13 protein-coding genes are annotated in these 11,837 nt (G+C 67.4%); 6 read left to right on the top strand and 7 right to left on the bottom strand.

Features of this window, described 5'->3' with window-relative positions; all coding sequences use genetic code 11:
* The first annotated feature begins 1 nt into the window (after position 1).
* Complete coding sequence (locus tag Q8L83_RS16035; RefSeq protein WP_305288690.1) at positions 2-478, top strand: Hpt domain-containing protein; 477 nt, start codon at positions 2-4, stop codon at positions 476-478.
* A gap of 57 nt (positions 479-535) precedes the next feature.
* Here the strand turns inward: Q8L83_RS16035 and Q8L83_RS16040 are convergent, their stop codons facing one another.
* Positions 536-1,678 (bottom strand): DUF2336 domain-containing protein, encoded by a 1,143-nt coding sequence (locus tag Q8L83_RS16040; RefSeq protein ID WP_305288692.1) that lies wholly within the window; start codon positions 1,676-1,678, stop codon positions 536-538.
* Positions 1,679-1,753: 75 nt separating this feature from the next.
* Entirely contained in the window at positions 1,754-2,548 is a 795-nt protein-coding gene (locus Q8L83_RS16045) for a transglycosylase SLT domain-containing protein (RefSeq protein ID WP_305288694.1), read from the bottom strand.
* 195 nt (positions 2,549-2,743) lie between these two features.
* Between Q8L83_RS16045 and Q8L83_RS16050 the strand changes: the two genes are divergently transcribed.
* Positions 2,744-3,469, top strand: a complete 726-nt coding sequence (locus tag Q8L83_RS16050; protein ID WP_305288696.1) for a TonB family protein — start codon at positions 2,744-2,746, stop codon at positions 3,467-3,469.
* Here the strand turns inward: Q8L83_RS16050 and Q8L83_RS16055 are convergent, their stop codons facing one another.
* On the bottom strand, positions 3,470-4,462 hold the full coding sequence (locus tag Q8L83_RS16055) for an FAD-binding oxidoreductase (protein WP_305288698.1): 993 nt from the start codon (positions 4,460-4,462) through the stop codon (positions 3,470-3,472). It lies immediately after the preceding gene.
* Between the two features lie 63 nt (positions 4,463-4,525).
* Complete coding sequence (locus tag Q8L83_RS16060; protein ID WP_305288700.1) at positions 4,526-6,370, bottom strand: phosphoenolpyruvate carboxykinase (GTP); 1,845 nt, start codon at positions 6,368-6,370, stop codon at positions 4,526-4,528.
* Between the two features lie 206 nt (positions 6,371-6,576).
* Between Q8L83_RS16060 and Q8L83_RS16065 the strand changes: the two genes are divergently transcribed.
* The 3 genes from Q8L83_RS16065 to Q8L83_RS16075 all read left to right on the top strand — a co-directional run bounded on the left by Q8L83_RS16065 (position 6,577) and on the right by Q8L83_RS16075 (position 8,573).
* Positions 6,577-7,209, top strand: a complete 633-nt coding sequence (locus tag Q8L83_RS16065) for a DUF938 domain-containing protein (protein ID WP_305288702.1) — start codon at positions 6,577-6,579, stop codon at positions 7,207-7,209.
* 71 nt (positions 7,210-7,280) lie between these two features.
* On the top strand, positions 7,281-7,784 hold the full coding sequence (locus Q8L83_RS16070; protein WP_305288704.1) for a heme-binding protein: 504 nt from the start codon (positions 7,281-7,283) through the stop codon (positions 7,782-7,784).
* A gap of 33 nt (positions 7,785-7,817) precedes the next feature.
* Positions 7,818-8,573 (top strand): pseudouridine synthase, encoded by a 756-nt coding sequence (locus tag Q8L83_RS16075; RefSeq protein ID WP_305288706.1) that lies wholly within the window; start codon positions 7,818-7,820, stop codon positions 8,571-8,573.
* Positions 8,574-8,787: 214 nt separating this feature from the next.
* Here the strand turns inward: Q8L83_RS16075 and Q8L83_RS16080 are convergent, their stop codons facing one another.
* The 3 genes from Q8L83_RS16080 to Q8L83_RS16090 all read right to left on the bottom strand — a co-directional run bounded on the left by Q8L83_RS16080 (position 8,788) and on the right by Q8L83_RS16090 (position 10,325).
* Positions 8,788-9,306: a hypothetical protein gene (locus Q8L83_RS16080; RefSeq protein ID WP_305288708.1), complete on the bottom strand. Its 519-nt coding sequence runs from the start codon at positions 9,304-9,306 to the stop codon at positions 8,788-8,790.
* Between the two features lie 384 nt (positions 9,307-9,690).
* Positions 9,691-9,960, bottom strand: a complete 270-nt coding sequence (locus tag Q8L83_RS16085; protein ID WP_305288710.1) for a low molecular weight protein tyrosine phosphatase family protein — start codon at positions 9,958-9,960, stop codon at positions 9,691-9,693.
* A gap of 56 nt (positions 9,961-10,016) precedes the next feature.
* Positions 10,017-10,325: a GIY-YIG nuclease family protein gene (locus Q8L83_RS16090; protein WP_305288712.1), complete on the bottom strand. Its 309-nt coding sequence runs from the start codon at positions 10,323-10,325 to the stop codon at positions 10,017-10,019.
* Between the two features lie 454 nt (positions 10,326-10,779).
* On the opposite strand from Q8L83_RS16090, the gene Q8L83_RS16095 reads away from it, so the two are divergent.
* A complete protein-coding gene (locus Q8L83_RS16095; protein WP_305288714.1) occupies positions 10,780-11,835 on the top strand; it encodes a hypothetical protein in 1,056 nt (351 codons plus the stop codon).
* The last annotated feature ends 2 nt before the right edge of the window (positions 11,836-11,837 follow it).

Genomic DNA, 11,837 nt, shown 5'->3' on the forward strand with positions numbered 1-11,837 from the left:
CGTGAGCAACCCGGCCCAGGTTATTCGCCCGCCCAATACCCTTCGCATGAAGGTCGGTGGCGGCTTTGGAGGCATCGACGCCGGTGCCATCGCCAAGGCCGAAGAGGCCCTCAAGGCAATGTCCGCGCAGTTCGGACAGTGGCTTCAGGATGAGATCACCAAACTGGACAAGGCCCAGACCGACATCCGCACCCTTGGCTACAACACCGCGACGGCGGAAGCCCTGTATTTCCGCGCTCACGACCTGAAAGGACTGGGCACGACCTACCAGTATCCGCTGGTCACCCGCCTCGCCGGTTCGCTCTGCAAGATGATGGACGATCCCGTAAAGCGCACGGCCGCGCCGGTCGTGCTGCTCGACGCCCATATCGACGCCATCAAGGCCGTGGTTCGGGATGAAATCAAGACCGACGATCATCCGGTCGGCAAGATCCTGGCTGAAACGCTGGAAGCACGGGTCGCCGACCACCTCGGCTGAGGCGACTTTCCGGTACCATGAACAGGCTGACGCCCGCCTTCGGCGGGCGTTTTGCTGTCAGGCCGCAGCGCTGACCTGGGCCCGGGCGGGCAGCGGATCATGATCCAGCCGCTCCATCAGATAGGCCAGATCTTCACGCGGCGCGTTCGGACGCTGGGTCAGGAAGCGCTCCAGCATCTGTTGACGGAAACCGTCACCTGATGTGTCCGCCCCTTCGGCCTGCAGGGTGCGCCAGGTATCGACGCCCGCCCGATAGGCCTGGAACAGGCGGGGCGGCAGGCCCGCGCGGTCGTAGATGGCTTTCAGGCCCAGCGGCCCGGCATCGTGGATCATCAGCCAGGCCCGCGCGTGTGGAGCCCCGGCCAGCTCGGCCATGCCATGTTCGAACAACGCCATCTGCCCCCGCGCCAGGGCGCGAAGCAGCAGGGAGGCGGTCAGCACCCGACGGGCGTTCAACTTGGCCACAAACTGCGGCAGGTCGGCCTGACTGGACGCCTGATCCACCAGATCGACCGTGGCCCGCTCTCGGGCGAAGGCGGCCAGACGGATGGCGGTCTCGGGAGCCACGGCGTGGCGCGTCACCAGATGCTCGCGCACGGCTTCGGAGGCCAGTTCGACCAGCCGTTCGGTCACGGACAGCGGCAGCACCTGTCGATAGGCGATGGCGGCGATGATCTCGGGCGAGGTCCCGAAGCGGTCGATACAACGCCCCAGCGCGGCCTCGGCCAAGTCAGCATTGTCATTGGAGGCCAGGGTCCGCACGGCCTGTTCACAGCCGACCTCGGCAAGCGTGGTCGCCACGTCGCGACCGACCCCGGGCCGGCCCGCCACGGCCACCTGACGTACGGCCGATCCGGCCTGAACGATCTCGATCAGGTCCTCATCGGAAAAGGCCGGAGAGAAATTGATCACCGGCAGGGCGACGCTGTCGACGTCGGCTGCCAGCTTGCGGGCGACGTCGCGGGGAATCAGGTCCGATGACTTGAGTGTCACGGCCATGGCGCGCCGCACCAGTTCGGCCGCGTCCTGGGCAAGCATGCGCAGGATTTTCTGCGCGGCCTCGCGGTCCTCGTCGTGGAGGTCGGCCTTGTCCATGCTGCGGCACAATTTATGGGCCGCGGCGGCCCGCTCGTCCGCGTCGGTCGCCTTGATCAGGCGGCGGATGTCGATCTCGGTCAGTCGGGCGCGATAGGCGGTCATGATCAGGTCCAGGCTTTGCCGGTCAGCATCAGCCCGCCATCCTTAACGGGCGGTTCACCATCGTCGGATTCGGGATCAGATACTCTTGCTGGTTTCCGGACCAAAGGCACCGCCGAAGCCGCTGCCCTTGCCCTCGCCGTCCTGGCCCAGCAGCAGGGCCAGAAGACTCTGGTCCTGCTTGAGGCGATCCAGCCGCGCCGCCAGCATCTGATCGCGCTCGGACAGGTCCGGAATCGCCTGTGACGGCCGCATGGCCGCCGGTGCCCCGTCGCCCGCGCTGCGCTGCAGATTGGCATGAACCTCGGCCACCGTGGCCGGGCGGCCGTCGCGATAGAAGATCGACCGGTTGGCCGCGGCGGCTTGCGGGAACAGCGAAACCGCGCTGGCCGTCGGCCGCCGCTCCATGGCGTCCATCAACTGCGCCGCGCCGGCCGGTCCCAGGAAGTGGGCGGCGTACAGATCGCCCGCGCCGGGCTCCCGCCCCGAACGACCCCGCAGATATGCCGCGTTTGACGCCGTCAGCTCGGCCGCCATGGTCGAGGCCGCCTGGGGATCGAAGCGCAGGTCCAGCACCACGTTGCGCGCCGAGCCCTCGACCTTCCAGCGCCCATCCCCACCGCGGTAGATCAGGTCGGCATATTGGCCGTAGCCGTGTTTGGCACCGTGAGCCTTAACCGTCCCGAGCCAGGTCTGTTCAATGAACTGGAACAGGCCCGCCGCCGACGATGTGCGGGCCCGGGCAGCCGGATTCATCGCGCTTTCCCGCCGCGCCGTCCGGACCAGAAAGTCAGCGTCCACGCCGGTCGCGTTCGAGGCGCGCCGAATGGCTGCCTCAACTCCGCCGGCGGATGGAATCGCTCCGATATTCATGAGTCATGACGCTGGGGGTTCGTGGTTAATCAAATCCTAACAGCGACCTTTGCGTCCACAACCTCTTAACCTTCGGGCGGCCGTCGCCACGGTGGCGCTTTCAAGGCAGGGCTCGCCCCAAACTTGCCGTCAGGTCAGCGCTCAACTTCGCCTTGGGACGCTGTGGGGGCAGCGAAAGACAGGGAAGAGACGGCCATGATGATCAAGACAGCGGACGGCCCCGGAATGGTGAGCCCGATCGACTTCCACGAACGCACGAGCCCGAGATTCTCGAAAGCGACCTGGATCGCGACCGGTATCGTCGTCGCGGCCCACGTCGGCCTCGGCACGGCGATGTACTATCAGCGGTTCGAAATGCCGCAGATCAAAGCCTTGGCTCAACCTGACCCGATCGAGGTCACCTTCGAGCGGTTGCCCATGCCGGTGCCGCAACCCAAGCCCCTTCCCGCGCCGCCCAACACCCGGGTCAACGAGACAACGGCGACCACACCCGACGTGGAGCCTGTGGCCGTAACCCAGGGCGAGACCGTTGCCGACAGCACTACGATCACGACGACGAAGGTCTCACCCGATCCAGTTCCCGACGCCAGGCCGGTCGAACCCGTCCGCCCGCAACCGCCCGCGGTTATCCGCAATCCCAGCTGGTCACGCCAACCGTCGGGCGATCAGATGATGCGGGCCTACCCTCAACGGGCGATTGCCGCCGGCGTGGTCGGATCGGCGTCGCTGAACTGTCTGGTGCTGCCCTCGGGGGCCGTGACCGACTGCAATGTCACCAGCGAGACGCCGGGCGGCTATGGCTTCGGCCGGGCGGCAGAGGGCCTTTCGCGCTATTTCCGGATCAACCCGCGTACCGTCAACGGCGCGGCGGAGGGCTCGAGGGTCAACATCAACCTGCGCTTCAACCTGCCGGAAGACTGATCAGGCGAACCTGAGCGGGTCGAGGGCGGCGGCGTCCGCCACGGGCGGGCGGCCCTCGATCCCGTCCGCCGTGATGCGCGCGACCAGCGGCCCCATCAGCCAGCCGTTGCGGCGGGGGGCGAGGGCCAGGTACAGGCCCGGCTCACCGGTGGGACCGGCCAACGGCAGGCCGTCGGCGGTCGCGCCGCGAATGCCCACGCGGGTCACTCCGGCCTCGCCGGTCGCGTCAAGGAGCGCCAGTCCCGCCGCGACCTGTCTCGCGGCCTCGACCGGATCGGGATCCAGATCGCGCCGCCCCGGCTCCATGGTCGCGCCGATGACGACCCCACCATCGCAGGGGGCGGCATAGATCCCCGGGCCTCGGATCACCCGGGGCGGGGGCGGTGTCGCGACAAAGGTCAACTGACCCCGGATCGGCAGGATCGCAGCCACGCTGGCGGCGACAGCGTCCGGCAGGCCGGCAATCGGGTCTCCGGCACCGGTGGCCAGCACCACCGTGGGGGTGAACCAGACACGACCATCACTGGCTTCGACTCTCCAGCGCAGTGCGTCCCCGGTCAAACGGGCGATCTCCCCCTTCACCACGACCAGGCCGGGCGCTCGCGCCAGGGCCTTCAGGGTCGGGCCGACCTCAATGCGCCAGTCGGCCGTGGTGGTCAGACCGCCCCGATCCGTCCGGGCGTCAAAGCCGAGCGTTTTAAGGCGGGCGACGGCGCGCTCGGGCTCAGGACCGCGCCAGTCGGCACCTTCACGGAGAAGCCGCAGCGCGTGGGTCTCGGCGAAGGCCGGCCACAGGTCACGAGCCCGCTTCAGCAGGGTCGCGCGCTCCGGCGGTAAGTCCTCGAGCAGCGATTCCAGTGCCGGCGCGATCATCCCGGCGGCAATGGACGAGGCATTCGGCGCGCCGGGGTCGAGAATCGTCACGGCATGGCCGCGCACCGCCAGTTCGGCCGCGGTGCAGAGGCCGAGCACGCCGGCGCCGATGACGATCACGTCTGGAGAGGAAGCCACGGGCGATCAGATCGACCGCCCGCGCTTCGATTGCAAGGCGCGATATTACTCGGCGGCGATCGCCGAGGCCCGGCGGGCGTCGATGCGGGCGGTCAGCGCGGCGTGCTGGTCCCACAGGGCGCGGGGCAGGCGGTCGCCGAACTGGGCATAGAATTCCGGGATCAGCGAGGCCTCCTCGGCCCAGACCTCGGCGTCGACGTCCAGCAGGGTCGACAGATCGGTGTCCGAAAGGCTCAGGCCCGACAGGTCCAGCGCCTCGCGGGTCGGAACACGACCGACCGGGGTGTCGACGGCTTCGGCCTCGCCGTCGAGGCGTTCGGCGATCCACTTCAACACGCGGGCGTTGTCGCCAAAGCCGGGCCAGACGAACTGGCCGTCGTCATTCTTGCGGAACCAGTTGACGAAATAGAGCCGCGGCAGTTTGGCGGCCTCGGTCTTGCCGGCCATCGACAGCCAGTGGGCGAAATAGTCGCCCATGTTGTAGCCGCAGAAGGGCAGCATCGCGAAGGGATCGCGGCGCAGGGTGCCGATGGCGTTCTCGGCGGCGGCGGTGCCTTCCGAGGCGACCGACGAGCCCATGAACACGCCATGCTCCCAGTCAAAGGCCTCGGTGACCAGCGGCACGGCCGAGGCGCGGCGGCCACCGAACAGGATGGCGTCGATCGGCACACCCTTCGGATCTTCCCATTCCGGCGCGATGGTCGGGCATTGCGCGGCCGGAGCGGCGAAACGGGCGTTGGGATGGGCGGCGGGCTCACCCGAGGCGGGGTCGTGGGGCACACCCTTCCAGTTGGTCAGGCCCTCGGGCGCGGTCTTGGTCAGGCCTTCCCACCAGACGTCGTTGTCGGCGGTCAGGGCCGTATTGGTGAAGACGGTGTTGGACCCCATGGTCGCCAGGGCGTTGCCATTGGTGTTGCGGCTGGTGCCCGGCGCGACGCCGAAGAAGCCGGCCTCGGGGTTCACGGCGTACAGGCGACCGTCGTCACCGAAGCGCATCCAGGCGATGTCGTCGCCGATGGTTTCGGCGGTCCAGCCCGGAATGGTCGGCTGCAGCATGGCCAGATTGGTCTTGCCGCAGGCCGAGGGGAAGGCGGCGGCGACGTATTTGGCGCGGCCCTTCGGGTCGGTCAGCTTGAGGATCAGCATATGCTCGGCCAGCCAGCCCTCGTCGCGGGCCATGACCGAGGCGATGCGCAGGGCGTAGCATTTCTTGCCCAGCAGGGCGTTGCCGCCATAGCCCGAGCCGTAGGACCAGATCTCGCGCGTCTCGGGGAAGTGGACGATCCATTTGTCGGCGTTGCAGGGCCACGGCACATCGGCCTGGCCCTCGGCCAGCGGCGCGCCCAGCGTATGCACGGCGGGCACGAAGACGCCGTCGGTGCCCATCAGGTCCAGCACCGGCTGGCCCATGCGGGTCATGATGCCCATCGAGACGGCGACATAGCCGCTGTCGGTGATCTCGACGCCGAGGGCGCTGAGGTCAGAGCCGAGCGGGCCCATCGAGAACGGCACGACATACATGGTGCGGCCGACCATGCAGCCGTCGAACAGGCCGTCGAGGCGCTGGCGCATCTCGGCGGCGTCGGACCAGTTGTTGGTCGGGCCGGCGTCGATCTTGTCGGCGGAGCAGATGAAGGTGCGACTCTCGACCCGGGCCACGTCCTTGGGGTCCGAGGCGGCGTAGTAGCAGCCGGGGCGCTTGGTCTGGTCCAGTTCGCGCAGCGTGCCCTTGCCGATCAGGTCGGCGACGATGGCGGTCTTTTCGGCTTCGGAGCCGTCGCACCAGTGGACGCGGTCGGGCCGGGTCTTGGCGGCGATCTTTTCGACCCAGGCCAGGAGGCCGGCATGGCGGGTGGGGGCCGGATGCAGGCCGGGGATGGAATCCGTCACGCGCACTCTCCTGATTGGGGCCCGGCGATCTGACGCCGCCATGGCTGATCCGTGCGTGGCTCATCACGCAATGTTTCAGGGCGAATGACACCGAAGCGGACGCGGCGTCAACCGATGCATGTTTCAACCTCTCGCGAGCGAGGCACCCGGCCGCGCCCGCACAATTCCGGTCGCGGAGTGGCGCGGGGCGGGTTATCGGAACGACCATGCAGACGATGGACCCCGCCAGAGCGAACCCCGAAGGGGCCCTCGCCTCACCCGCCGTGGCGCGAAACACGGGGCCGATCCTCGAGGTGCTGAAGGCGCATATGCCGGCGACGGGCCGGGTGCTCGAAGTCGCCGCAGGCTCGGGTGAGCATGCCGTGGCCCTTGCGGGTGCCCTGCCCGGCCTTGACTGGACACCCAGTGACCCGAGCGCCGAGGCGCGGGCCAGTATCACGGCCTGGGCGGCGGGCGCGGCTCTGCCCAATCTGCGCGACCCGCTGGCACTCGACGTGCGGGACCCGGCGAGCTGGCCCGAGGGGCCGTTGCAGGCCGTGGTCTGTATCAACATGATTCACATCAGCCCGTGGGCGGCGACCGAGGGGCTGATGGCGCTGGCGGGAAGCCGGCTGGCCACCGGCGGTCTGCTGGTCCTGTACGGGCCGTACCGCGAGGCCGACGTGCCGCTGGCGGACTCGAATGCCGCCTTCGACGAGAGCCTGAAGGGCCGTAATCCGGACTGGGGTCTGCGCGACCGGGATGGGGTGGCGGCGACGGCGAGGGCCGAAGGGCTGGCCCTGACCATGCGGATCGGGATGCCAGCCAACAATCTGATCCTGCTGTTCCGGCGGGTCTGAGCGGCGCTTGTGCTTTCGGCGGGGATGTGGCGGCATTGGGCTCAAGCTTGGCTGAACCCGAAAGTGACCTCATGAAACGTCTCCTCGTCCTTCTCGCCGTTCTGGCCACGGCAGGTCCGGCTCTCGGCCAGACGCCGCCGACAGCCGCGCCGACGGCGGCTCCCGCTGCGTCCTATGGCGCGCCGATCCGGCTGGAGGTGGCCCAGGCGCTGATCGTGCGGGCCACGGAAGAGGCGCGGGCACGCGGGTTCCGCCTGGCCTTTGCCGTGGTCGAGCCGTCGGGCGAGCTGGTCGCCTTCGGGCGGATGGACGACGTCCAGTACGGCTCCATCGCCATTGCCCAGGCCAAGGCCCGGGCCGCGGCGCGGTTCCGCACGGCGACCGCCGCGCATGAGGAGCGGCTGACGGCCGGGCGCACGGCCCTGCTGGCCATCGAGGGCATTGTGCCGATCGCCGGGGGCGTGCCCATCGTGGTCGACGGCCGGGTGGTCGGGGCCATGGGCATCTCGGGGGCCGCCTCGGCGGATGACGATGCGGTGGCGCGGGCGGCCATCGCGGCGGTGATCGGTACCTAGACCCGGCCCGCCCCGGCGGCTACGGAGCCGCGCATGGCCTTCTCCAGAACCTACGACGGCGACGAGCCGGTCCGGATCAACAAATGGCTGGGCCAGACCGGGGTCTGCTCGCGGCGCGAGGCCGATGCCCTGATCGCCGACGGCCTGGTCTCGGTCGAGGGCGAGGTGGTCACCGACGCCGGGCGCAAGCTCGAGCCCGGCCAGACCCTGACCCTCAGCGAGCGGGCCACGGCCACCCTGGCCGAGGGCGTGACCATCGTCATGCACAAGCCGCTCGGCTACGTCTCGGGCCAGCCCGAGCCGGACAAGCTGCCGGCCGTGCGGCTGGTCACCGACGGCAACCGGGTCGGGCCCGGCGTGACCCCGGCGGACGACCACTCCCTGCCCCCGATCGGGCGGCTGGACGAGGACTCCCGCGGCCTGTTGCTGCTGTCCTCGGACGGGGTGGTGGCCAAGGCGGTGATCGGGCCCCAGTCCGACCTGGACAAGGAGTATCTGGTCCGCATCGCCGGTGACGTGACCGAGAACAAGTTGAAATTGCTACGTTATGGCCTGATGCTGGACGGCCGCCAGCTGAAACGCGCCCACGTCAGCCGGATGGAATCGTTCCGCCTGAAGTTCATCCTGCGCGAGGGCCGCAACCGCCAGATCCGGCGCATGTGCGACATGGTCGACCTCGAGGTCATCGACCTGATCCGGGTGCGGATCGGGCCGCTCAGGCTCGACAACCTGCCCGAAGGCAAATGGCGCATGCTGACCGCCGAGGAGCGGGCCGCCCTGGTCGGCTGATCGCGCCAAAAACAGAGTCCAATGAGTCCGAAGAGTCTACTTCGCCGGACCCTCGACCGCGCGATACGGACGAGGACCGGAGAGCATTCTAACCGGTTGATGCGTCAGAAACGGTCGCATCGGCGACCCGAAACGACAAAGGCCGCCCCCGGTATCAGGAGGCGGCCTTCGAAAGGCTGACGACCGGGGTCACCGGCCCTCGCGCGGTTCGTCGCTACTGGATACGTCGGGCCGCGTCGGCGAGGGCCTCGGAGGTGCCGAGCACCTCGACCGTGTCGCCGGAGACCATGACGGCGGGCGCATCGGCGCTGACGTCGGTGGTGCGGTCGAGGGCGCGCAGAACGTCGGCGACGCCTTCACCGAAGGCCAGGACCGGCGTGCCCTTGGCCTGGGCGTGCTGGATGGCGTCATCGAGGGCGGCGATGTCCGTGGTGTCGTTGGCGGCACCGGCCGGAACGATCAGGGCCTTGAGGGCACCGTTGTCGATGTCGGAGACCTGGGCGGTGGCCAGCACGCTGGTGCCACCGACATTCATACCGGCCTCGCCGACCGACATCGGGGCCAGGGACAGGCCGTTCGAACGCAGCACGGCTTCCGCATCCGGCAGATCGCCGAAGGTCATGGACCGGCGCATGGCCAGGCCGACACGGGCTCGGATCGGCGGGGCACGGTAGCCATAGCGCGAACCGGGATTGGAGCGGGGGGTGAACGGTGCTTTGCGTTGTGCGAACAAGAGCGTCTCCTCGGGGGGTTTCAGGGTCTCGAAGTCCAGCGACGAATAAGGTTCACCCGCCGCCACGCAGGGCGTGGGCAGGAGGCCGTCTGGATTTCCGGATGACCACAACATAACAGAAAGTTTCGATTTATCAAGTGTTGATCGAAAAAACTTCAGATGGAGTGGGGTTTGGAGGGGTGCCTGAGGGAGTGTCTCCTCCCTGTTCGCGCAGCGAATGGGGAGGTGGCACGGCGCCCCTTCGCGCCGTGACGGAGGGGTGGTGAGCGGCGCTCAAGCTTCATCACGGGGGCAGCGGGTTCCTGCCCCACCCCTCCACCACGCTTCGCGTGGTCCCCCTCCCCATTCGCTCCGCGAACAGGGAGGAGACACGGGCGTCAGCGCTCAGATGGACCGCAGGTGCGGCCCCACCTTCCTCTCCAGCAGCGCCACCAGCTCGGGCTGCATGAAGGCGTAGTCATCGGGGATGTCGAGGCAGATGACGCGGGCGCGTTTGAGCCAGAGTTTGAAGCGGCGCTGCAGCCGGGCGCGGTGGGCGCGCTCCATGACGAAGATGATATCGGCCCATTCGACCAGTTCGGCGGAGCAGTGCTCTTCCGCGTCGGGCGCCAGGCCGGCGGAGGCGGTCTCGACGCCGGGCCATGCCGCGAACACCTGCTCGGCCGTGGGGGAGCGCAGGCGATTACGGGAGCAGAGGAAGAGGAGGTTGGTCAGGGGCGTTCGCCTGTCAGCAGGTCCGGATACAGGTCGCTCCAGTGCGGATTCATGCCCTCTACCAGAGCGAATTTCCAGGGTCGCAACCAGCGCTTGATGCGCTTCTCACGCAGGATCGCCTGATCGACGTACCGGTGATGCTCGTACCAGACCAGCAGATCCGTCTGCCGCTCGCGGCTGTAGCCGTCGACCTGCCCATGTTTGTGCTCGCCGACCCGCCGGATCAGATCGTTGGTCATGCCGACATACAGCCAGCCGCATGGACCGCTGGCGACGATATAGACCCAGAAGCTGTGGTCGGTCATGGGGCCGTTCCCCCTCTTGCTCTCATGAGAACATATCAGGAACATTCTTCACCCTCAAGATCGCCCTCCTTGTCATCCCGGAAGCGCCCCAGGCGCTATCCGGGACGGTGGCGGCACCCCACCATGATCCTCCCGGACAGCCCCCTTGGGCTGAGCCGGGAGACAGGCGGCGACAGCGTCAAACGACGACACCGGGGCGCAGCGTCGCGGGTCCAATATTTCCAGCGTCCGCAGGCCGTCGCCCGGCTCAGCCCAAGGGGGCTGTCCGGGCGTTGGGCAGAGAGGACTTCAGCCGTCCCCGATCTCCGCTTCGCTTCGTCGGGGATGACAAGGAGGGCCATGCCGCGAACACCTGCTCGGCCGTGGGCGAACGCAGGCGATTGCGGGCGCAGTGGAAGAGGAGGTTGGTCACCGGGCGCAACTGTTCCATTGTTCGTCAGCAAGCGAGACACAAATGAACCGAACACCAGCTTGGTATAAGTTTCACAACAGCCGGTTCACCCAATCGTGGCTGTCTGGCCAGATACGTATCAGCAGCCTCGACTACTTTGCCTATCGGGAATGGCCGGGCGGAGATGATCAGATTGGAGATCGGCTCGAAGCTGGCGCGCAGATGGTCGCTGCAGAGCCTCTTGTTTGGCAGGCGGATACCGCCCCCCCAAATACGGCGTGGCTTCGCCAACAGAACATCGTCGTTCACGACGGAGGGGGCATCAACCTACGGATTGAAGCACCGACTATAATATTGGCGGATGACCCTGCCCACATCCTTTGCTTGGCTGAGGGCGACTTTTCGACCTGCAGTGAGTACTGGCTGGCGGAAGGATATGATGCAGCGGTCGAAATTCTGGACGTTCCAGCGTTTGCGTACGCACTCTGGAGAGAGGGATTCACCAAGCGAGGCACGCCGTTGAGGGATCTCTTTGGCGAACCAAAATTCGACTGGGTAACCTACGGCGACAAACGCGTTGATCTCTCAGAATCACGCCTACCCATCCGGGGCCCGTTCATGAAGCCCGACCGGCTAGCCGCTCAGGCTGAGTATCGCATCTGCTGGCCACAATTGGATCCCCGGGTGCGAGACCAACTGGATGTAGTTCTCCCGCGCCCTGAGCGGTTCATTTCCCGGAGGCTCGATGGACCAGTTGCTGACCGTCCCGAACCCCAGACAGCGCAGCCCACCTTGGCTGAAGCAACTAATTTGTTGTTAGCCAGGCACGAAGCTTGGGAACGGGATCGCCCCGCGAAGCGCCCCCCGTTTTCCCCTCGTGAAGCAAGCGATTCGCCAGACCTTGTAATGGCGTGGTTTGAGGAGCTCTCGCGACAAGCTCGGGAAGGAAACCAGCTTTTTGAGCAGGATGCCAAGCGACTGATCTGGCGATGGCGGTTAGAAAGCGGTCGCCGCTTCAACTTGGCGGGGCCCTACGATGAAGGCGGGGCCACGATGCTCTATCTGAAGATGCTCGCAGGCACATATCCTAGCGCTGAGATGGTCGACATACTCGAATAGCG

It is taken from the genome of Phenylobacterium sp., from assembly GCF_030680185.1.
Lineage (GTDB): Bacteria > Pseudomonadota > Alphaproteobacteria > Caulobacterales > Caulobacteraceae > Phenylobacterium.

Excerpts from the sequence above, each read along its gene's own strand:
- Q8L83_RS16040 (WP_305288692.1), bottom strand. The coding sequence starts at position 1,678 with ATGACCGCCTATCGCGCCCGACTGACCGAGATCGACATCCGCCGCCTG.
- Q8L83_RS16045 (WP_305288694.1), bottom strand. The coding sequence starts at position 2,548 with ATGAATATCGGAGCGATTCCATCCGCCGGCGGAGTTGAGGCAGCCATT.
- Q8L83_RS16050 (WP_305288696.1), top strand. The coding sequence starts at position 2,744 with ATGATGATCAAGACAGCGGACGGCCCCGGAATGGTGAGCCCGATCGAC.
- Q8L83_RS16065 (WP_305288702.1), top strand. The coding sequence starts at position 6,577 with ATGCAGACGATGGACCCCGCCAGAGCGAACCCCGAAGGGGCCCTCGCC.
- Q8L83_RS16070 (WP_305288704.1), top strand. The coding sequence starts at position 7,281 with ATGAAACGTCTCCTCGTCCTTCTCGCCGTTCTGGCCACGGCAGGTCCG.
- Q8L83_RS16075 (WP_305288706.1), top strand. The coding sequence starts at position 7,818 with ATGGCCTTCTCCAGAACCTACGACGGCGACGAGCCGGTCCGGATCAAC.
- Q8L83_RS16090 (WP_305288712.1), bottom strand. The coding sequence starts at position 10,325 with ATGACCGACCACAGCTTCTGGGTCTATATCGTCGCCAGCGGTCCATGC.
- Q8L83_RS16095 (WP_305288714.1), top strand. The coding sequence starts at position 10,780 with ATGAACCGAACACCAGCTTGGTATAAGTTTCACAACAGCCGGTTCACC.